This window comes from Lysinibacillus sp. K60 (genome assembly GCF_019731275.1).
Taxonomy (GTDB): Bacteria; Bacillota; Bacilli; order Bacillales_A; family Planococcaceae; genus Lysinibacillus; species Lysinibacillus capsici.
The window spans coordinates 62555-84364 of the sequence record NZ_JAASJR010000011.1; the positions used below are offsets into that span (position 1 = coordinate 62555).

23 protein-coding genes and 1 riboswitch are annotated in these 21810 nt (G+C 37.4%); of the genes, 18 read left to right on the forward strand and 5 right to left on the reverse strand.

All coding sequences use genetic code 11. The features are described 5' to 3' along the window. Positions 1-40: 40 nt before the first annotated feature. Positions 41-808, forward strand: coding sequence for a DUF2935 domain-containing protein (locus HCH28_RS20095; RefSeq protein WP_221682807.1), 768 nt, complete (start codon positions 41-43; stop codon positions 806-808). A 39-nt stretch (positions 809-847) separates the two neighbouring features. On the opposite strand, the gene HCH28_RS20100 is transcribed toward HCH28_RS20095, so the two are convergent. After that, the gene (locus HCH28_RS20100; protein WP_202342770.1) at positions 848-1342 is read right to left on the reverse strand and encodes a L,D-transpeptidase family protein; all 495 of its coding nucleotides are present in this window, start codon (positions 1340-1342) and stop codon (positions 848-850) included. A 135-nt stretch (positions 1343-1477) separates the two neighbouring features. Between HCH28_RS20100 and HCH28_RS20105 the strand changes: the two genes are divergently transcribed. The 6 genes from HCH28_RS20105 to HCH28_RS20130 all read left to right on the forward strand — a co-directional run bounded on the left by HCH28_RS20105 (position 1478) and on the right by HCH28_RS20130 (position 5163). After that, entirely contained in the window at positions 1478-1711 is a 234-nt protein-coding gene (locus tag HCH28_RS20105; protein ID WP_221682808.1) for a hypothetical protein, read from the forward strand. Between the two features lie 44 nt (positions 1712-1755). Beyond that, entirely contained in the window at positions 1756-1965 is a 210-nt protein-coding gene (locus tag HCH28_RS20110; RefSeq protein WP_221682809.1) for a hypothetical protein, read from the forward strand. A gap of 14 nt (positions 1966-1979) precedes the next feature. Beyond that, positions 1980-2177: a gamma-type small acid-soluble spore protein gene (locus HCH28_RS20115; RefSeq protein ID WP_221682810.1), complete on the forward strand. Its 198-nt coding sequence runs from the start codon at positions 1980-1982 to the stop codon at positions 2175-2177. 92 nt (positions 2178-2269) lie between these two features. Beyond that, on the forward strand, positions 2270-2443 hold the full coding sequence (locus HCH28_RS20120) for a cysteine-rich CWC family protein (protein ID WP_255601707.1): 174 nt from the start codon (positions 2270-2272) through the stop codon (positions 2441-2443). A 102-nt stretch (positions 2444-2545) separates the two neighbouring features. Continuing rightward, positions 2546-3130 (forward strand): DUF305 domain-containing protein, encoded by a 585-nt coding sequence (locus HCH28_RS20125; RefSeq protein WP_004225628.1) that lies wholly within the window; start codon positions 2546-2548, stop codon positions 3128-3130. Between the two features lie 281 nt (positions 3131-3411). Beyond that, positions 3412-5163 carry a methyl-accepting chemotaxis protein gene (locus HCH28_RS20130; protein ID WP_221682812.1) on the forward strand — a complete coding sequence of 584 codons (1752 nt, stop codon included), beginning with the start codon at positions 3412-3414 and terminating at the stop codon, positions 5161-5163. 40 nt (positions 5164-5203) lie between these two features. Here HCH28_RS20130 and HCH28_RS20135 read toward each other — a convergent pair whose 3' ends face one another. Next, entirely contained in the window at positions 5204-5797 is a 594-nt protein-coding gene (locus tag HCH28_RS20135; protein ID WP_221682813.1) for a metallophosphoesterase family protein, read from the reverse strand. A 244-nt stretch (positions 5798-6041) separates the two neighbouring features. Between HCH28_RS20135 and HCH28_RS20140 the strand changes: the two genes are divergently transcribed. The 9 genes from HCH28_RS20140 to HCH28_RS20180 all read left to right on the forward strand — a co-directional run bounded on the left by HCH28_RS20140 (position 6042) and on the right by HCH28_RS20180 (position 18639). Beyond that, on the forward strand, positions 6042-7538 hold the full coding sequence (locus HCH28_RS20140) for a class I adenylate-forming enzyme family protein (RefSeq protein ID WP_221682814.1): 1497 nt from the start codon (positions 6042-6044) through the stop codon (positions 7536-7538). A 172-nt stretch (positions 7539-7710) separates the two neighbouring features. Then, positions 7711-8748, forward strand: a complete 1038-nt coding sequence (locus tag HCH28_RS20145; protein WP_255601704.1) for a C39 family peptidase — start codon at positions 7711-7713, stop codon at positions 8746-8748. 55 nt (positions 8749-8803) lie between these two features. Beyond that, positions 8804-10036: a carboxylate--amine ligase gene (locus HCH28_RS20150; RefSeq protein ID WP_004225618.1), complete on the forward strand. Its 1233-nt coding sequence runs from the start codon at positions 8804-8806 to the stop codon at positions 10034-10036. After that, positions 10033-10734 carry a cysteate racemase gene (gene cuyB / locus HCH28_RS20155; RefSeq protein WP_004225616.1) on the forward strand — a complete coding sequence of 234 codons (702 nt, stop codon included), beginning with the start codon at positions 10033-10035 and terminating at the stop codon, positions 10732-10734. Before HCH28_RS20150 ends, cuyB begins: the two co-directional genes overlap by 4 nt. 216 nt (positions 10735-10950) lie before the next feature. Further along, positions 10951-12099 carry a DEAD/DEAH box helicase gene (locus HCH28_RS20160; protein WP_221682815.1) on the forward strand — a complete coding sequence of 383 codons (1149 nt, stop codon included), beginning with the start codon at positions 10951-10953 and terminating at the stop codon, positions 12097-12099. 1 nt (position 12100) lies between these two features. After that, positions 12101-13330 carry an aminopeptidase gene (locus tag HCH28_RS20165; protein ID WP_221682816.1) on the forward strand — a complete coding sequence of 410 codons (1230 nt, stop codon included), beginning with the start codon at positions 12101-12103 and terminating at the stop codon, positions 13328-13330. Between the two features lie 30 nt (positions 13331-13360). Next, entirely contained in the window at positions 13361-14263 is a 903-nt protein-coding gene (locus tag HCH28_RS20170) for an SGNH/GDSL hydrolase family protein (RefSeq protein WP_221682817.1), read from the forward strand. Positions 14264-14404: 141 nt separating this feature from the next. Continuing rightward, positions 14405-15562, forward strand: coding sequence for an exonuclease SbcCD subunit D (locus HCH28_RS20175; protein ID WP_221682818.1), 1158 nt, complete (start codon positions 14405-14407; stop codon positions 15560-15562). Further along, positions 15559-18639, forward strand: coding sequence for an AAA family ATPase (locus HCH28_RS20180; RefSeq protein ID WP_221682819.1), 3081 nt, complete (start codon positions 15559-15561; stop codon positions 18637-18639). The genes HCH28_RS20175 and HCH28_RS20180 overlap by 4 nt, the downstream gene beginning before the upstream one ends. Positions 18640-18669: 30 nt before the next feature. Here the strand turns inward: HCH28_RS20180 and HCH28_RS25180 are convergent, their stop codons facing one another. Then, positions 18670-18792, reverse strand: coding sequence for a hypothetical protein (locus HCH28_RS25180; RefSeq protein ID WP_255601705.1), 123 nt, complete (start codon positions 18790-18792; stop codon positions 18670-18672). Positions 18793-18847: 55 nt separating this feature from the next. Further along, the gene (locus HCH28_RS20185) at positions 18848-19171 is read right to left on the reverse strand and encodes a magnetosome magnetite crystal formation protein family (RefSeq protein WP_009371560.1); all 324 of its coding nucleotides are present in this window, start codon (positions 19169-19171) and stop codon (positions 18848-18850) included. 125 nt (positions 19172-19296) lie between these two features. After that, positions 19297-19404, forward strand: a riboswitch (TPP riboswitch). Between the two features lie 134 nt (positions 19405-19538). Between HCH28_RS20185 and thiT the strand changes: the two genes are divergently transcribed. Next, positions 19539-20099, forward strand: a complete 561-nt coding sequence (thiT, locus tag HCH28_RS20190) for an energy-coupled thiamine transporter ThiT (RefSeq protein ID WP_221682820.1) — start codon at positions 19539-19541, stop codon at positions 20097-20099. A gap of 162 nt (positions 20100-20261) precedes the next feature. Beyond that, positions 20262-21017 (forward strand): type I methionyl aminopeptidase, encoded by a 756-nt coding sequence (map, locus tag HCH28_RS20195; RefSeq protein WP_004225600.1) that lies wholly within the window; start codon positions 20262-20264, stop codon positions 21015-21017. Positions 21018-21046: 29 nt separating this feature from the next. On the opposite strand, the gene HCH28_RS20200 is transcribed toward map, so the two are convergent. Continuing rightward, positions 21047-21760 carry a hypothetical protein gene (locus HCH28_RS20200; RefSeq protein WP_221682821.1) on the reverse strand — a complete coding sequence of 238 codons (714 nt, stop codon included), beginning with the start codon at positions 21758-21760 and terminating at the stop codon, positions 21047-21049. Between the last annotated feature and the right edge of the window lie 50 nt (positions 21761-21810).

Here is a 21810-nt window from a genome sequence, read left to right on the forward strand (position 1 = left end):
AGAATATTTCTCTAAAATCAAATTAAAAGGAGGTAAAGCTTTGTCTAGTTTTGTGCAACATGCTATTTTTGAGCATAGATTTTGGCTAGAAATCATGCAAAATCACGCTCAATTTATTCATGACGCCCTCTATCCCTCAGAAAAGGATGATATTCAAAGAGCCTATACGTATATTTATCAATTCTCGGAGCTACTTGCATATGTACCTTCGCTCGATGATTCAAATGCTGTATCTTTTTCAGTGTCCGTGGACGACAAGGTTGAGCAATTTAAGCAGTTCAAGCTGTATCTACTCAGACATCAACTATTGGGGGATAATGGAATTCATTTAACGCCTACGTTTGTCAACCATATGGTCAATGAATTAGAAGAATACCAAAATGTGCTGAATTACTTGAAAAAAGGAGAAGCACCACCGATTTTTCATGAGCTTCATCATCATTTAGTTTGGCTTTTAGATGCCTCTGGACACGCAGGCATTATTAATGATGATTTAGATGGTGTTGAGAAGCGTTTGAAACAAAAGAGTCATGAGTTTGCTCAACACTTTGAACAATTTTACTTAAAGGCCGTAGAATTAACAGGCTATTTACGTACGAATATGGATTCCTTTCCTGCTTTAAAACGCTTTAATAAAGATGTTGAGCTTGAAATGACATTATTTAAAACATTCTTAAGAGAATTAGAAGAAATGGAGCTAAGTGCAGAGGTGCTAGGTACATTTACAGCTCCGATGGCGGATCATATGTGGCGTGAAGAGCAATACTATTTAACAAAGCTTGCACAGGCTAGAGAACAAGATAATTAAAACAAAAGGCTATCTAAGCTGACTAGATAGCCTTTTTGGTTAGGGATGAATTACTACCTCTGTACCTATTGGCACAATACTGGCTAGCTCTTCAACATCTCGATTTTGCATGCGGATACACCCATGTGAAACAGCATGCCCAATAGAGCTAGGATCATTTGTGCCATGAATTCCGTAGTGTTCTTTAGAAAGACTCATCCACATCGTACCAAAAGGACCGCCAGGGTTTGGCGCTTTATTGATGATAATAAAACTACCTACTGGTGTTTCGTGAAGCATGCGTCCAACTGCAATTGGGTATTGTTTTTGAAGGATATTGTTTTTATATAAACGGAGCCAGCGATTATTGGTGGATATCTCGATATGGTAAGGAATTGCTTCGGGGTCGGGCAAGCCGGGGATGATAATTTGTTGACCATTGAAAAGATGGTCAGGCTGAATTCCTAGATTAGCAGCGAGAATAGATGACAAAGGTGTACGGTAATCTTGAGAAATTTGAACAAGGGTTTCACCAGCTTTGACTGTATGAATCAATTTTTAGTCCCTCCATTGCAAAGGTTTATTGCTCTACTATATGCTTCAGAATGTTTTATGTAATTTTAGGAATGCAAGGTTTTTCAGTTTCTGGACAGAATAAGCGGTGACATTGCAGGATTAAGGGGCATAAAGATGAAGGAATTTAAAATTACGTATTTCTTTGATGAGGTACATTATGTTCGAAGGTTCATTTTTATTGAATCACAACAAGAGGCAGAAAAATTAGTGAAAAATGAACGTGATCAATATATCTCCTTTACGGATAGTAGGGGGATATACCATGAATTGCACACAAAACATGTACGAGTTATTCAAATAGCTGAGTATCATCGAATTGATAAAAGTGCGATTGAGAAAGACACATAATCTGTTCAGCATTACACACATTATAGGAAAAGGAGTGTGACAGAATGGATATGGAAAAAATACCACATGAAAAGAAAATGTTCATGAATTTAAATAGTAAGGACAAGCCTGACATGGTTGAATCAGATACGATTAGTCTTTTCGATTTGCATGAGGATATGCAAACTGTAGATGCCATTCCAATAGAGGAACTCAATAAGCGAGTCAAAAGAGAAGGCGACGAATTAATTGAAATGCAGCCAGATGAATTATAGGAGGTAAAAAATCAATGAATCATGAAAAAGACGTCCAATTTACAGCTGCAGGAACAAATATTAATGAAGTGAAGCAAAAAAATGCACAGGCAGGATTATCCTATAATGAAGTAAAGGCGTTGTTAGCTAAAAGTGGTGGACATGGTACGTCTATTTATAGCGACACAGACATTGATGAAGTCAAACAAGACATACACAAACATCAACAATAAACGTTTTGGAGGAGCAAGGTATTGAGCGCTCTTCCCTTTTTATTTTACAATGGTGAAAAATAAAGGAGTTGTAAATCATGTCAACTGGAGAAATGAGATGTCCATTATGCGGAGGCGAAAACCATTGTGGCGTGGCAAAAGGCAAAAAAGAGTGCTGGTGTATGACAGTTAGCATTCCAGAAACCCTGTTAACTACAGTGCAAAGAGAGCCAAATCTATGCATTTGTTCAACATGCATAGATACATATAAGAAAGAACAAGTATAGTTTTTTGCGATGATAAAGGTTGGTAAAAATTGAGCAATTGGTACAATTGTCTATCGCACAACAACCTAGCAGGCATACATTACTCTGAAAGGAGTGTGTCTAATGGCTAAACCAATTGAACTCAGTAATGTGACAAAGGCATATTTAGAGGAATATCAGCGAATCCTCAAAAAAATGATGCAGGGTATGACCTATGTTACCATTACCTGTAGTATCTCAGAAAATTTTATTAAGCAAATCATCCCTCATCAAGTTGCAGCAATCCAAATGTCTGAAAATGTTTTACGTTATACAACGAATATACCTGTGCAAAATCTCGCCTTAGAAATCATTCGCACACATACAGAAATGGTTGAGAGTCTTGAAGCGATACAAAATCGTTGTTGTGTCGTACAAAACTCAGAGTATGAATTATACGAGTATATGTGTGCTTACAAAGAAATTACAGAAGCTATGTTCAATGCAATGTGTGCTCCACCAGTCTCTAATAGCATTAATATCAATTATCTTCGGGAAATGATCGTCCATCATCAGGGTGGTATACGACTGGCACAAAATGTGCTTAGATTCTGCATTTGTCAAGAGTTAATTCCAATCCTACGTTGCATGATTCAAACGCTGTGTGAGCAACTAGAAGCCATGGAAAAGCTACTGGATAGCTTACAAAATTGCGATTGCGAGTGCTAGCACTAACGAGAAGTTTATATGGGAAGAAGGCGCTAAATCAATTGGGATTTTAGCGCTTTTTCTGCGTAAAGACAGTGTTTAACTAAGAAAATAAGAAATTGTCAATAAAGTGGACGAAAAAATAATAAAGTGTAAAGAATTAAATGAGAATCTATTTTTGTCATTCTATTGTTGGTAAAATATATATGTTTTATTAGTTGAAGGTAATGAAGAGAAAACTATAATTGGCTTTAAAATATTGGTAATTTTATTTTACTTGAATACAACTAGGAGTGGGAGCTATGTTCAAAAGGAAGAAGATTAATCAAAGTTATGATTATTTTTCGGCTACGAAAAATTCAGACATCGAAACAAATGAACGCTTTAAAGAAAAATTGGATTTCCTTGCTTTATCTAGAATTAGAAGAGAATCTGTTGGGTTTTTACGTAAAATTTACGAGAATAATCGACAGCATATACTCGATAATTTTTATGCTCGTCTACTGGAAATCCCAGAGTTTAATCAGGTCATCAATACACATTCCACAGTAGAGCGCTTAAAAGGATTGTTTGATACCCATTTCATTAGCTTATTTGATGATGAATTAGATTTAGATTATGTCTTTAAGCGTCGTAAAATTGCATATGTTCATGCAAGAATTGGTGTACTACCGAATTGGATGATTTCTGCCTATACACTGATTAATCAATTAATCATTCCACTTATTGTCAAAGAACTATCTCGTGATGAAGAAAAAATGCTGGATGTTTTATTGTCTTACGATAGCTTAGTAACAATTGATCAACAAATAATTTTAGAGACCTATATTGAAATTCAAGCAGGATCTGTAGTAAATGGATTAGGTGAAATAATTACTTATAATACACAGTTAGATACCATTAAGGAACTGATTGAATTTCAGGAGATTCAGCAACAGGAGATTGTTGCAGCAGATCAATTAATGCATGAGTTAGACGAAAGTATTGAAGAAATTGCCACATCAGTTGGTGATATTTCAGAGCAAACAAAGCATGCCTTTAAAAAATTAAATCAGGATTTGGAATCATTACAACAAGTATCATCTATTTTACAGACGACCGATGAAGGCCATAAATCAATGCAGGAAGACATTAGGCGTTTAGTTGAACGTGTAAATAGTGTAGCGAAATTAATGGAATTAATTAAAAAAATTGCAGATCAAACAAATTTGTTGGCTTTAAATGCATCAATAGAGGCCGCTCGTGCGGGAGAAGCAGGAAAAGGTTTTGCGGTTGTTGCAGAGGAAGTTCGGAAACTTGCTGATGATACAAGTACATCTGTCAAATCTATACATACAGATATACAGGAGCTACTTCATATTACCCATAATATTAGTTCATTGACGACTCAATTTTCCCAAGATTTACATCAAGGTGTTACAGATACCTTATATATATCACAGACGCTAGCTGAGCTAAATAAAAACTTACAGCAGCAGGGGGCGCGCTTTGAGGAAATAGCTACAACGGCAAAGGTTCAGGCACAATCTGCTACTACTATTTCTGAACGTAACCATACAATTACAGAGAGCATGCAAAAAAGTAAGGTAATCGTGTTTGATATGGGCTCTGCCATTTATAAGTTAAGTACAATGATTGATGGATACCGATCCACAACAATTTCTAAAAACTTTATTATTAGCCAAGAGGATATTATTGAATTAGCTATTACCGACCATCTATTGTGGAGATGGAAAATCTACAATTTGCTACTAGGCTTTGAAACGATGACGGAGCAGGATGTAGGGTCTCCAAAAGAATCACGCCTTGGCGAATGGTATTACGGCACAGGAAAGAAATTGTTGGGTGATGAGCGTGTCTATACAGAGTTAGAACAACCATTTATCCACGTCCATGATATAGCAAAAAAAGCAGTGCGTGAATACAATGTAGGCAATAAAACGGGCGCTGAAAAATACCTGAAAGAAATTACGGATGAATCGTATGTTGTAATTGAAAAATTAAAAGAGTTAAAGGAAATTTTATTGAGCGAGAAAAAGCAATATATTCATTAAAAAATGGAAAGCAAGCTAGTCTACATACTAGCTTGCTCTTTTATAGATTAATAGGTGGAACACACATAAATGTCACTGTACGTTTTTGGCTATCATAAAGACACCATTCACGGTGATTGATAACAGAGCCTACATTCACACCATATTGTTTGTCTTGTAACGCAATTGGTTGCCCGTACCGAATACGAATCGGCAGCTTTTTTTGTTGATGATAAAGGCCTGATTCGTGACTATGCCCAAAGAAAAATAATGGTTTTTGAAAGGGTGGGAAAGTCGGTTGCCAGCTTACATTCCACTTAAATTGATGTCCGTGCATAAGCGTGGCTCCATCAATCTCTATTGTCTCAGGTAAAGCTCTAAAACGTTCAATGCCAGTGACCTGAGTAATACGTTCTTCTTGATTGCCTCGAATAGAGGGGAAGGTTAGTAGTCTTTCAAACTCACTTTCTACTATGGCCGCCTTTTGCAAAGGTAAGCCAGATATGTTTTGTGCCTTTTTCTTACTTACAGTGCATTCATATAAATCCCCTAATCCAATGATTTTTGCTTCCTCTGCTGTTTGTTGAATGTGAGCTAGAACAGCTTTAGTGTCTTCTATATTAGAATGTAAATCTCCTAAAAGTGCATAAAGCATTTAAACCCGGCCTTTCCTAATAATAATCGTACAAGTATCATACACCCAATAGAAATTGCTAGAAAAGTAAAATGTCTAAGAATATTTTGTTACTTCAGCTACATATTTTGAATGTGTGGAAAAATTGCCAAGAAATACATTGCTTGATAAAATATAATCATAATTTTCTGAATTTTAAGAAGTTTAATAGTTTCCCATTCTTGTTTATTCAGTAATAATAAAATGAATGTATGGAGGGCTTATAATGACGAAGTTTATGACAGATATTCTTGAAGACTATGCAGGGCAGCAACCAAATGCAATTGCAACATTGTATGATGGAAAGGCATTAAGTTATCATGATTTTTATCAACGTGTAGAAAGATTTGCGGCTTACTTGCAGGAACAAGATTTTGAAAAAGATGATGTGATTGCCCTATATACGCTCAATTCAGATTTATTTTTAATCGCTTATTTAGGTGTCCAATTAGCTGGATTTATTGTGATGCCTATTAACACTAAATTAGCTGCTCCTGAGGTTGATTTTATTTTTAATCATTCACAAGCAAGGGGCTTAATTTTTGATGAAAGATTAACAGAGGTATTAGAGGACGTTTCCTATTCATTCCAACATACCATCGGATTTCAAGAAATGAAAAACATAATTGAGCATGATAATCATGCTAGAAAAATTGTGCAATTAGAGGCTGACGATACGGCAGTGGTCATGTATACGTCAGGAACAACAGGTAAACCCAAAGGCGTCATGCTAACGCATCAGAATATCGTGGCTACAGCAGATATTTGGTCGTCTTCTATGAATATGTCGAGCAAGGACAAAATGTTTATTTGTACGCCTTTGTTCCATTGTGCAGGTCTTCATGTATTTGCTATGCCTATGTTTTATCAAGGAGGAACGGTGGTCATTGAAGAAGCATTTTCACCAACTAAAACGTTAGCTCAAATTGTAGCTACTAAAACGACAATTTTCTTTGGTGTTCCATCTATGTATACGATCATATTAAATACTCCAGGCTTCAAGGAACATAGCTTTAAGCATTTACGTTTATTATGTTACGGGGCTGCCCCAATGCCTTATGAGCTTGTAAAGCAAGTGAAAGAAGCATTTCCAAATGTAAAGGTTCAAAATCTTTATGGTCAAACTGAAAATTCACCTGCAGCTACCTCTCTATTAGATACAGATGCATTGACGAAAATTGGCTCAGTGGGAAAACCATTAGCACAGACAGAGGTTTGTGTAGTTGATAGTGAAGGAAAGACCGTTCCAGCTGGAGAGGTGGGCGAAATTTGCGTAAGAGGTCCACAAGTAATGAAGGGCTATTTGCGCAATCCAGAGGAAACAGCAAGAGCGATTAGGGATGGCTGGCTGTACTCAGGCGATTTAGGACGCTTTGATAAGGAAGGCTATTTATATATTGTAGATCGAAAAAAAGATATGATTATTCGCGGTGGAGAAAATATTTACCCAATCGAAATAGAAGAAGTTCTATATCAAATGCCGGAAATTTTAGAAGCAGCAGTGGTTGGATTGCCACATGAAGTATATGGAGAAGTACCAAAAGCATTTGTGGTGTTAAAGGAGGGGAAGTCTCTTGATGAAAATTCGATACTATCCTATTGTCAAACACGACTTGCCAAATATAAAGTACCTTATGAAATTGAATTTTTAATAGAATTACCACGTAATGCCTCTGGGAAGGTACTAAAACATACGTTACGACCGAAAGTAACAACGATTTAAGACAGTTCAATTAACCTTTGGCATAATTGCTATCCAAATTTTTGGAGTTTACTCGCAAAAGAGTCTTGTGAAACTCGCTATTAGTACAAAATATAGTTATTAAATCAAGATAAAATAGGAACGGCTATGAAAGTATCGTATAATAGAGTCTACGACAAATGGAATAATGAGTATGGCGAAGGGGGCTGCTCTTCGCCTTAGAATAGGAGCGGAATTTGTCTTGTGGACGGGGTATAAACGCCTTTTACTTATTGGCATTTTGATTATTATGTTACTTTCAGGCTGTCAGCCATTTTCTCAGCAAGATGCTGAACAAAAAAATCAATTAACGGTTTTAACAGTAGAATTTAATAGCGGGGCACCTATTCCAAATCTCTTCCTTACGGTTACAGATGTACAAACAGGTGATGTAGTGGAAGAAGCGATTGGTTCAGAAGAGGGAGAAGCTATCTTTTCGAAGCTAAAGGCAGGGAGAGAATATGCAATTGCGGCAACGACACTTGAAAATAGTACGACAAATAATGGGTATACAACAATCGAGAATTTCACTTACGATACAACTAAGCCCTATTATCGATTGCAAACACACTTTTTAAGAGACGATCAGGAGTTAGATGTCCCTGTTGTCATGCAAAACCCTGAGCTGCCACATGGCTGTGAAATTACTTCACTTACAGCCGTATTAAATTATTTTGGAATGAATGTGTCAAAACTCGAAATGACTGACAAGTATTTACCAAAGCAAGAAATACGAACTGTAGGCAATCAACGTTTTGGACCAAATCCCAATGAAGCTTTTGCAGGTAACCCTCGTGATAAAGCTCGAGGCATGTATGTTTTTGCTGCTCCAATTGTCAAAGCGGCTGAGGCAGTTATTACAGATAAACAAGCTGACCTACATGTCAAAAATATGAGTAACGCCTCACAGGATGATATTTTACAGCTTGTGCGTGAAGGTATTCCTGTCGTGACATGGGTAACGCTAGATCTATCGAAGCCTAAACGAAAAGCAGAAAGAGGCTGGATTTATACAGGGGAAACGACTCCACATGATGCTTTTATGAACTTACATGCAGTCGTCTTAACGGGACATTTAGGTGATAAGGTAGTCGTAATGGATCCTTTAAAAGGGTATGTGACTTACAATGTCGATCAATTTTTCAAAAGTTATCAGGAATTAGGCAAACAAGCTGTAGCTGTTCATAAATAAGCTATAAATCATTAGTATGTTACACTAATAAAAAAGTAAAAGTGAGTTGAGTAGAATGGCCATTGAGCACGTTTTTTTACCTGTTTTACTTGGAGATGAAATGAATGCTTATGGCATGGCCAGAGCATTTTACGAAGCCTATGGTGTGAAGCCACTTGCACTAAACCATACGAATATGGAAAAAATTCAACAAAGTGATTTATGGACTTTTCGTGAGATACCGCGACTTCATATCGAAGAAAGGTTTGTGACCGCTTTAAAAGCTATTGCGGAGGAGTTCCAAGACAAAAAATTACTGTTATTAGCCTGTGATGAATTTTATGTCAAAAAAATCGTTGAACATAAAGAGGAGTTAGCAGAGAATTTTCTAGTTCCTTATGTAGACGCCCCACTTGCGCATCAACTTTTAACTCGTGAAAGTATGTATGAACTATGCGCACAATTTGGTTTTCAATACCCTGCCACACATGTATGCACGGTAAATGATTATGAAGACTACGACATGCCATTTGATTATCCAATTGTCATTAAGCCGATGAATATGACAAAATATGCTACATGCATTTTTCCTGGTAAGAAAAAAGTATATATTGCATATGATAAGGATGAAAAGGACAGTATATTACGTGCTATCTATAAAGAATCAGCATATCGTGATGATTTGATGATTCAACAATATATTCCTGGAGAAGATGCTAACATGCGGGTTGTTAATGCATATATAGGACAAGATGGGAAGGCAAAACTTCTTGCCGTAGGAAACCCTATTTTAGAAGAGCATTCTCCAAAAGGGATAGGACGTTATGTAGCGATTATGACAACCTATCATCAGGAATTAATGGATAATGTTAAGTCCTTTCTCGAAGCGATACAATTCCATGGCTTTGCCACATTTGATATGAAATATGATGATCGTGACGGTCAATATAAATTGTTGAGTATTGAATTACATAATGAACTTTCCAATTATTATGTGACGGCCAGTGGCTTTAATTTAATGCAGTATGTAGCGGACGATTATGTTCGAGGAAGTAAACAACAACTAACATATTTGAAGAACAAGCATCTTTGGACAATCGTACCGAATGGTGTGCTGTTCAAATATGTTCAAAATGAACAACTAGTAATGGAGGCGAAAAGTTTAATTCGACAAGGGATGGCTACAGATTCTATTTTTAACTATAAGGATATGAATGCAAAACGTTGGTTGAATGTCACGCTTGATAATTTAAGCTTCTATCGCAGCTATAAGAAATATTTTAATAACAAAGGTCTGTCTAACACATGAAAAAACAAACTTTAGGTATTATTGGTGGCGTTGGTCCACTTGCAACAATGTTTATAGGAGAAATGATTGTAAGGCGTACAAAGGCACAAAAAGATCAGGACCATTTACATACCATTATTGATAATGATACAAATATTCCTGACCGTACGGCTTATATTTTAGATAATACAAAGGAGAATCCGGTACCAGTCATTATTGAGGATGCAAAAAAACTAGCTTCGGTAGGAGCACACATAATTGCGATCCCTTGTAATACGGCGCATACGTTTTATCAAGAAATTGAAGAGGGTTCTCCTATACCTGTCTTGCATATGATTCGCGAAACAGCGAAGCGTGCTGCTGATTTAGGAGCAAAGCGAGTAGGTATTTTAGCAACAACAGGCACGTTAACATCACGGATGTATCAGGAAGCACTTGAGCAGTTTGGTATTACACCAGTTGTTCCAGATAATGAAATGAGATCCTATGTGATGTCAATCATTTATGATTATGTCAAGGCTGGGAAGGATGTTACGCTAGAAGACTGGCAACCGATAGAAGAGGCGATGCTAGCATTAAATTGTGATCGAATTGTATTAGGTTGTACAGAGCTTTCTATTGTTAACAGAGATTTGAAGCTAAGTGACATTTATATTGATTCATTAATCGTTTTAGCGGAATGTGCCATTTTAGCTTGTGGTTATGAATTAATCGATTAGTTGAATTGAGAAGAATCTGCTTGCTTTTCACGGGTAAGCTACAATTCTTGAAAGAGTTGTGGACAGGCTTACTTTTCCGTGTTGAGTGAAGCAGATTTTTTATGAAAGGAAGCAATGTTTTCTTGAAACGATTAGATAATTGCTTACGTACATATAAAGTAGGAACCTACGGAGTGTGTTAAACTAGTGTCAAGTAGATAGAAGGTGGGAAATAACATGTCAGTCATTAATTTATTAAAAGAAGAACTACAAGCAAAATGGAACTTTGAAACACCCATGAAAATTCAAGATGAAATGATACCAGCTATGCTTGAAGGCAAAGATATTGTCGCGGAATCACCTACAGGATCAGGTAAAACGTTAGCATATGTCTTACCATTATTAAATAAAGTGAATGGGGCAAAAAAGCAAACGCAAGGACTGATCGTAGCTCCCTCGCAAGAGCTTGCTATGCAAATCGTAGAAGTTATACGTGAGTGGACGGCTGGAACAGACATTACTGTTCAACAGCTGATTGGTGGTGCCAATTCTGCTCGTCAAATTGAAAAGTTGAAGAAAAAGCCAACGATTGTTGTTGGCACACCTGGTCGTTTAAACGAATTAGCACGAGCAGGAAAATTAAAACTCAAAGAAGTCGAAACAGTTATTTTAGATGAATGTGATCAATTACTAAGTCGTGAATACCGTGTTGTTATCAAATCCTTTATCGAAGGTTCTGCCTATGGCCGACAAGTTGTTGTTGTGTCAGCTACGATTACAGAGGAAATTGAATTAGTGGCGAGTCGTATGATGTTTGAGCCACTGCGTTTTAAAATTAAGCCTGAGGACATGTTAAAGGTTGGTAAAGTTGTCCATTCTTTTGTGAAGGTAGAAGAACGTGATAAAACGGATTTCCTCCGCCGACTTTCCCATACAGAGGGTTTAAGAGCGTTGGCTTTTGTTAATAATATCGATCAATTATTAATGAAGGAAACAAAACTACAATACCGTTCAGCACCGATTGTCACGCTCCACTCTGATATGAAGAAAGAAGAACGGAAAAAAGCGTTAGATGCATTCCGTAAAGGAGACGCACGTATTTTAATTGCAACAGATATTGCAGCTCGTGGTTTAGATATTGCTGGTTTAACACATGTTATTCATGTTGATGTCCCACGAACAATTGAACAGTATTTGCATCGTTCTGGTCGTACTGGGCGTGCTGGAGCAGATGGTGAAGTATTAACCCTATTATCTTATCGTGATGAAAAAACCTATAAAAAATGGACAAGGGAAATTCCAGGCAAGCCTGTGCAAAAAATATGGCATGATGGCGAGCTGATTGATGGTAATTCTAAAACAATTGGACAGAAGCGAGGGAAATAGTATGACATTTGAAGAGAAATTACAGGCATATGCAGAGCTTGCAGTAAAAGTTGGTGTGAACATCCAACCAGGTCAGTACTTATTAGTCAATACATCTGTGGATGCTTTAGATTTTGCCCGTTTAGTTGTAAAAGAGGCTTATAAGGCTGGAGCAGGCCGTGTTCATGTAAATTTTTCCGATGATGAATTGGATCGTGCTTATTTTGAGCATGCTTCCGATGAGGAATTTAATTGCTTCCCTGAATGGGTTGTGAAAATGCGTGATGAACTGATTGAACGTAAAGGAGCTCTTTTATGGATTGATGCAGCAGATCCTGATAAGCTAACAGGAATTCCAGCAGACAGACTAGCAACACATCAAAAAGTATCAGGTGCAGCATTGAAAAACTATCGCAATGCAGTCATGAAGGATTTAATTGCTTGGTCCATTGTAGCAGTTCCTTCAGCTAAATGGGCAGCAAAGGTCTTCCCTCAATTAACAGAGGAGCAGCAAGTACCTGCATTATGGGAAGCTATCTTTAAAACGGTTCATATTGGAGAAGGCAATGCAGTTGATAATTGGCGTCAGCATGTAGCTAATTTAGAATCTCGTGCACAGCTTTTAAATAATAAAAAGTATGCAAAGCTTCACTATACAGCACCTGGTACAGATTTAACAATCGCTTTAGCTCCACAACATAAATGGCTAACTGGTGGTAGTAAAACACCAGAAGATAATGTCTTTGTGGCCAATATGCCAACAGAAGAAGTTTATACACTGCCAATGAAACAAGGTGTAAACGGTTATGTTAGTAATACGAAGCCATTAGTCTATCAGGGCAATATCATCGATGGCTTTAAATTAACATTTGAAGAGGGCAAGATTATTAAGGCAGAGGCTGAAGTAGGACATGATTTATTGCAAGAGCTTATTCAAGTGGATGAAGGCTCGAGCTACTTAGGTGAAGTAGCACTTGTCCCACACGAGTCACCAATTTCAGCTTCGGAGATTTTATATTTCAATACGCTGTTTGATGAAAATGCTTCAAACCATTTAGCTATTGGTGAGGCATATCCGACTTGCTTAGAGGGCGGTAGAGACCTAGAAAACGGTCAACTTGAAGCATTGGGTGCCAATATTTCTGTGACACACGAAGACTTCATGATTGGCAGTGGTGAAATGGACATCGATGGTATTTTACCAGATGGTACGGTTGAGCCAATTTTCCGCAAGGGTAGCTGGGCTTTTTAATTTTTAGTCAATAAGAAAAGAGGGAAGCAGATGAAACGATTATGTAGCTTGCTAGGTATGACAGTATTATTCATGACAATTTGGGTTTCATCTGCTTTTGCTCAAACAGAAACCTATGTGGCTATTGGCGATTCCTTAGCAGCAGGTCAAACACCCTACAAAGAAATTGATGTAGGGTATAGTGATTTGATTGCCATGAAATTAAGTTCCATTGGTCAATTATCATTTTATACAAAAGAACTTGCTTTTCCTGGCTTTACTACGGCGGATATATTAGAACGAATACGATCTGAGGAAGCGCAAAATTTATTAGCAAATGCGACACTTATTACAATTTCGGCAGGGGCTAATGATTTATTACGTCTTGTCCAGGTAAACCCACATGCAGGGACCTTAGCTTTTTCACAGCTTCAGGCAGATTACGCTTTAAATTTGGCTAGAAAAAATATGATATCGATTTTGGATGAATTAGAAGAACGTGCGCCTAAAGCAAAAATCTATGTCATAGGGTATTATTTTGCGTATCCAACAGTTCATCCGACGCAAAAAGAAGGAACAAACACCCAGTTAGGTAGATTAAATACGATTTTACAACAACAAGCAGAGCAAGCTGGCGCAGCTTATATAAATGTCTATGATGCCTTTGGATTGAATGCAACCAACTACTTACCAAATAGTGCCGATGTTCATCCAAATATTGAAGGCTATCGACAAATGGCTAACTCATTTTTACAGATTTATAGTGGGAGAGATGCTTTAAACATCTCTTCAGCAGAATTGCCAGAGCCAAATCCCAAATCATTTGAGGAAATCCTAAAGCAACAATCATCAGCGAAGCCTCGGAAGCAAAATGTGGCACAACATCAATCTCCTCGTATGACTTACGTAATTCAGGGATTCCCAGGATATAAGGCATTTATCAAATACATCTAAATAATCGATATCTAAGGCATCTTACCTATTAAGATGCTTTTTTCTATGAAAACCAATTTTGGCTAGAACTACTAAACCTTTAGTGTGCACTAGATGGGGAATAGTCATGCTAAAATATAGAGAAGACTAGGAGGTACTAGAATGAAAATATTTCATACAGCAGATTGGCATTTAGGAAAGCTTGTTCAAGGTGTCTATATGACAGAAGATCAACATTATATTCTTCAACAATTTATACAAGCGATAGATGAGGAAAAACCAGATGTAATTATCATCGCAGGTGATTTATATGACCGTTCGATGCCTCCTATTGAGGCAGTTAATTTACTAAATGATGTATTAGCGAAAATAGTATTAGAAAAGAAGATTCCTGTTCTAGCAGTGGCGGGAAATCATGATAGTGCAGGTCGTTTAAATTTTGGTAGTCGTTTAATGCGTGATAGTGGTTTATATATTAAGGGCCAATTTACAAAAAATCATGCACCTATTGTTTTGAATGATCAACATGGAGAAGTACATTTTCATTTAGTGCCCTATACGGAGCCAGCTGCTATTCGCAACATCTTTGAAGATGAGTCAATCCGTTCTCATCAAGACGCCATGCGAAAAATTATTGAGCATATCACAGAAGACATGGACACAAGTAAGCGTCATGTTTTTGTTGGACATGCTTTTGTGACGAAGTATGGTGAGGAGGAAGCAAATACTAGTGATTCCGAGCGACCACTTTCCATTGGAGGCTCAGATTGTGTGAATGCAGCTTTATTCAAACCTTTTCACTATACGGCTCTTGGGCACTTACATAAGGCACATTTTGTTTTAAACGAAACTATACGTTATGCCGGCTCTATCTTAAAATACTCGTTATCTGAGCACTTACATGAGAAAGGTTTTTTAATCATCGAATTAGACGGGCAAGGTAACACCACAGTAAGTAAAAGAAAGCTTGTGCCAAGAAGAGATCTACGAGTAGTAGAAGGTCAATTAGAGGAGTTATTAACGCTCACACCAAGTGAGGATTATGTATTTGTTAGATTGACGGATAAACTATCTGTGACTTCACCAATGGAACGTATTCGTAGTGTATTTCCGCACGCTATGCATGTGGAGCGGAAGGTACTAAGACAAGATATGCCACGTGAACTACAAGTAGTAGAAGCTGAAAAACTAGAGGATATTGATTTATTCCGTTCATTCTTCACTGATATTATTGGCATTCAGCCTGATGAAGATACGGAACGCCTATTCACAGAGATGTTACAGGAGTTATTAGATGAGGAGCGAGAGACTGTAAAATGAAGCCATTAAAGTTAACAATTACTGCGTTTGGTCCATATAAAGACACGGAAGTAATTGATTTTCAAGAGCTAGGGGAGCATCGATTGTTTGCCATTTCTGGAAAAACTGGTGCAGGTAAAACAACCATTTTCGATGCTATTTGCTATGCTCTTTACGGATCAGGTAGTGGGGAGGATCGACAGGATACAGCTTTACTAAGAAGCGGTTTTGCACATGATGAAGTTTATACAGCTGTAGAACTCGTCTTTGAAATGCATGGAAAAGTCTATCAAATAGTACGACAGCCAGGTCATATTAAAGAAAAAAATAAAACGGTTACTGGAAAGAAAGTAGAGTTAGCAGAAGTAAAAGAGGGAAAGCTGGATTATAGCATTGTAGAGAAACAGCAAACGCTTGAAGTCGATAAGAAATTGCAGGAAATTATAGGTCTCACAAAAGATCAATTTAGCCAAATTGTCATGTTACCTCAAGGTGAATTTAGAAAACTATTAACCTCTGATTCAACAAATAAAGAAGTAATTTTACGGAAAATCTTTAAAACAGATCGTTTCGGTGTCATGGCAAAAAAGCTTGATGCCAAGCGTAAAGAAGCAGAAAGGGAGCTTGAACGTGCCAAACAATTAAAAGAACATTTACTTGGTCAAATTGTGGGCGCCTTACCACAGCGTTCTTCCGCTTTATTCACATTGATTGCTGATAATACGGAAAATTTACATCAACTAACAGAGGCACTTGATGAGGAGCTTAGCTACTATAAGAAATGTGGAGAAAATGAACAGTCATACTATGAAGAAGCATATAGCCTTCATCAAAAAGAGCAGGAATATTATCGCTTAGCAAAAACGCTAAATGAGCAATTTGATGAACAAGCTACTCGACAGCAACGGCTGCAAATGCTTTTACAACAGCAGGATTTATACCAAGCAAAGGAGAAGGAGATTGCTTTAGCAGAACAAGCAGAGCGACTTGTGCTACTCGAACAACAATGCAAGGATTTACGTGCTGAACTGAATGTAAAAGAACTAGCTTTTCAACAAGCAAAGGTTAAGCAACAGCAGTCACAAGAAAAGTTGCAAGACGCACAAGAAAAATATGAGATAGAGCAGGCTAAAGAATCTGAACGACAGCAAGTCTTACAGCAGGAAATGCAGATGCTAGCGCTATTGCCGAAATTTGAAGCCTATGAAAACAATATACAGCAGCTGCAAATAGCGGAGCAATATGCTGAAAATGCAAAACGAGCAGTAAATGATAACCTCAAACTTTTGGAAAATGAACAAGAGCAATTCCAGCATTTTTCTCAATCGTTAGAAGGCTATGAAAAACAGGTTGAACCCTATGAAAGCTATTTAGAGCAATTACCGAAACTACGGGAACAAGTTGCTTTAATCAAGCAAGCGGAGAAATATAAATATGCCGTAGAGTTAGCTAAGCAGGATGTAGTTGCTTCAGACAGTCTCTATCAAGATAGTAAAGAGGCTCTTCAACTTTTGCAGCAACGGTGGCTGACGAGTCAAGCTAGTATTTTAGCAGAACAGCTGAAGGAAGGAGAAGCCTGTCCTGTTTGTGGTAGTATGACACATCAAAAAGCGCACAATGAGCAACTGGAAGTTATTGAGCATGCTCAAGTGGAAGCATTAAGAGCGAAGGCATCATCAGACGAGCGTAAGTATTTAGAGAAAGAGGCATTTTTAGCATCAGCGCAGCAACTTCTTCAAGATACATGGCAACAACTTGAAGCACAGCATATTAAACAAGAAGACCAATCACAGATCACCGCTACTTTACATGAAGTGGAACAAGAGATTGCTGCATTAAAAATTATTCAACATCAATTAGCTGATGTGCGATTGAAAATAAAGCATCAGCATGAGCGAATAGAACAGCTACGAAATAAACATATGAAGCTAGAGCAATATTTAGCAGAGCAGATAAAAGAATGGACAAAATTACAAGCGGTTGTAGACGAACAACTTAAGCAGATGCCCCCTAATTTACCAACTTTACAGCAATTAAAGCAACAACTGAATGAAGTTAGCAAACAGAAAGAAGAGCTTCAAAAAAGTTGGCAAGTGAGTCAGGAAAATTTGCATGCAGCAAAGGAAACAGCTAGCAATGCAACACTAACTGTAGAAATTGCCAAACAGTCCTTTGAGGAATTACAGCTTAAAATGAATGAAAAGCTTCAGCAATTTACAGCAAATATGCAAGAATTAGGTTTCGAAAGCTATGAGGCTTATGCTACTGCTAAACGGAGTGCCATACAATTAGATGCACTTCGAAAAGCATGCAGTGACTATGCTTTACAAGTACACACGTTGCAAATCCAGATTACCGAAGGGGCTACCTATCTTCAAGGGAAAGAGAAGCAAGATTTAGAGGCGCTTGAAGCAAGAGTAGAACAGCATCGAATTTCCTATGAGGAAGCATTTAAACGTTTGCAACAGATGAATGGCTTTATACAAGCATGCCAAGGCTTTAGTGAAAGGGTGGAAGAAATAGCGAAAGAGCTTCATTTACTTGAACAAGAAGCAGGGCGAGTAAAGGAGCTCTATGGATTATTAAATGGACAAAACTCGAAAAAGCTATCCTTTGAGCGGTATATACAAATTAACTACTTAGATCAAATTACAGAAGCTGCCAATATACGTCTGTATCATTTATCAAACGGTCAATTCGAGCTTAGACGTTCAGATAGATTAGAAAAGCATGCGAAGCAAAGTGGCCTTGGTCTTGATGTTTATGATGCTTATACGGATCAATTACGAGATGTCAAAACTTTATCAGGTGGCGAAAAATTTAATGCTTCATTGAGCCTTGCATTGGGGATGGCAGATGTGATTCAAAGCTTCCAAGGTAATATTCATATTGAAACGATGTTTATTGATGAGGGCTTTGGCTCACTCGATGAGGAATCACTAAATAAAGCAATTGATACATTAATTGATTTACAGGATTCTGGTCGTATGATTGGCGTTATTTCTCATGTGCCTGAATTGAAATCTGCGATGCCAGCAGTTTTACACGTGGAAAAAACATTGAATGGCCATAGTCAAACCCATTTTGAAGTGAAATAAAACGAAGGCGTATAGGAATACGCCTTCGTTTTATTTTTTTCGAGTGGTGGTATTAGGTGTTGTGCCCTTTTTTGCAGCCATTACTTTTTTTACGATAGGAATAACAATAGGTGCTAACTTGACGGCAGTTTTTACAACGTTTGATACTTTCATCCCAAAACAGCTCCTTTTACAATTACTACTACCTGTTTCACTTAAAAATAAAACATTAACGGATAACACGAACAGCCTGAATTATATTCCAAATCACAATACCTAGTGAGACGAGAGCATAGATGGCGAATGAAGCAAACCAAATAATCATCACCGTCTTGTTATTGGAGGTTGGATCTAAACTAAATGTAGAAAAAACAAAGACAATAAAGAATAGAATGCCAAAAACAAAAGGTATTAAATGAGAGACAAGTGCACGAATCGAATGGCTTTTTACATCACTGTCTTTTGTCACAAAATATACAATTAATGGAACGATAAAAGGGGCGAAGAAAATACTAAGATAACTAAAGGCAGCTAAAATTTTTTGATTCTCCATAGTTGTACCTCCTTTTTAAATATTTACGCATGAAAAACAGCAAAGTTTCAAAAAAATGATGTATGGAAGGTTGTAATCCTTCAATCCTTTGCGTACAATGAGATTGTTCAAATAAATTCAGATGTAACGACCACAAGGGGAGCTGATGATGTCAGCTGAGACTGGGCACGTAATGCCTTGACTCTTCGAACCTGTAAGTTAACGCTTGCGTAGGGATGTGGATAGAAACCGACACTTGTACGATGTGAGGCTCTGTCCTGACATCGTTTTTTCGTCCTTAAAGGAAAAAAGGTGTCAGAAAGAGACATATCAGCGCTTTTCTATTCCTGCTCTTGTATCCTACATCGGAACAAAGGAGAGAATATGTATGGACAAAAAAAGACTATTAATGCTAGTGGAGATTGCGATTTTTGCAGCGATTGGTCTCGTACTGGATCAGGTTTCCTTTAAAGTATGGGCACAAGGCGGCTCAGTTAGTCTTGTTATGGTACCAATTATGTTAATAGCATTTCGCTGGGGCTTAGTAGCTGGGCTAACAACTGGATTACTCGTAGGTGTAATGCAAACCATGTTTGGTGCTACGATTGTGTACTGGCTACAAGGATTCTTGGATTATGGAGTTGCTTTTACAGTTGTAGGATTAGCGGCGGTTGTTCGTGGACCAGTGTTAGACGCTGCTAAACATATGAACAAAACAAAAATGGCACTTTATATAATCATAGGTACCGTTTTCGCAGGCTTCTTACGATACACAGCACATACAATTGCTGGTGCTGTATTTTTTGCCGAATATGCCGGTGACCAAAATGCATGGATCTATTCCATCATCTACAATGGTACATATATGCTACCAGCAACCATTTTAACGGCAATCGTTGGTGTTCTTTTATTCACAGCCGCTCCACAATTAATGCAAAGAAAAGCTTAATGCAAGTCCCTTCACATGAGTGGAGGGGCTTTTTTATCGTGAATAGCTCTTTTAGCACTTTGCAAAGTAGGAAAGCATACAATATTTAAAGCGTTTATCGTTATACGCATAAAAAGTTATGTTATATTAAAGAATAGATATTAGATGAAAGGGACGTTATACATGATTGTAAAAACGCAAGAAGAGATTGAAGCTTTTAAAAAAATAGGACGCATTTGTGCTGAAATTCGCGAAGCGATGAAAGCTGCAACAAAGCCAGGAGTTACAACACTTGAGCTTGATGAAATTGCTGGTCGCATGTTTGCAGAGGCTGGCGCTATTTCAGGACCAAAGGGAGAATATGATTTTCCAGGGTATACATGTATTAGTGTCAATGAAGAAGTAGCACATGGTATTCCAGGAAAGCGTGTTATTCAAGAAGGAGATATCGTAAATATTGATGTTTCTGGTTCTTTAAATGGCTATTTTGCTGACACAGGTATTTCATTTGTTGTGGGTGATGGCTATGAGGACAAAGAAAAGCTTTGCCGTGTTGCTAAAAGTGCCTTTGATCGAGCAATGACAAAAGTAAAGGCTGGATCTAAATTAAATCAAATTGGTAAAGCTGTTGAACGCGAGGCAAATGCTAATGGGTTAACTGTTATTATGAATTTAACAGGTCATGGCTTAGGTCAATCTTTACATGATGAACCAAACCATATTTTAAATTATTACGATGCATGGGATTCTACTATTATGAAAGAAGGTATGGTCCTTGCGGTTGAGCCATTTATCTCAGCAAATGCAGAGCATATCGTAGAAGCAGGTGATGGCTGGACATTCGTGACACCTGATAAATCACTTGTAGCTCAAATCGAACATTCAGTCATTGTAACAAAAGATAAACCAATTATCTTAACGTCATTAGACGAAGAATAGGATGCAATGAAAAAATCCTGCTAACCAAATTATTTTTGGTAGGCAGGATTTTTTTTAATAAATAAAATGCCAACAAAGAGAACACCGCATAAAAATAAAGCGGCTGTAGTGACAAGTAGCTCATCAAAACCATTATGTATGGCGATTCCAATATAAGCCCAAATAAAAACACTTGGATACATAACATCAAAGTGATGGAAACGGATATGTAGCGCAATGGCTCCTCCTAAAGTAAGTAAAATCACTGCCCAAAGAGGCGTACTAAGACCAAAGCCGTTCCAACCATAAGCCGTTAACGTAAAGCTTGTATTTGTGATAAAAATAAATGTCATCCATGCTAAATAAATAGAGAAAGGAATACGACCAAACAAGGATTTGTTCTGAAGAGGGTACGTATTATACAACATAAACAAATACAAGACTAAGAGTAATGTAATGCCAAGAGAAACAATAAATAACTCATGGTGCCAGACATATATCATTAATGCTTGTAATATATTTATGCAACTAAAAAGCGCAGACTGTTTCAAAGTTGTCTTTTTCATGTTCATAACTAACCAATAACCGAGTAAAAAATAAATGACAATCCAAATTACATGACTTACACTAACTGGTGCAAATACTACAGAAAAACGATTAGCGATTTCTAGCGAAGATTGACCGTTGATGTTCACGAAAAAGGATGAAAAGGTTAGGATGATTGAGACAAGATAAGAGATTGTCATCATGATAAACCGAGGCATGTTTTCCTCTCCCTTCGTGTTAGATTGTATAGGGAAAAGACAAATAAGTA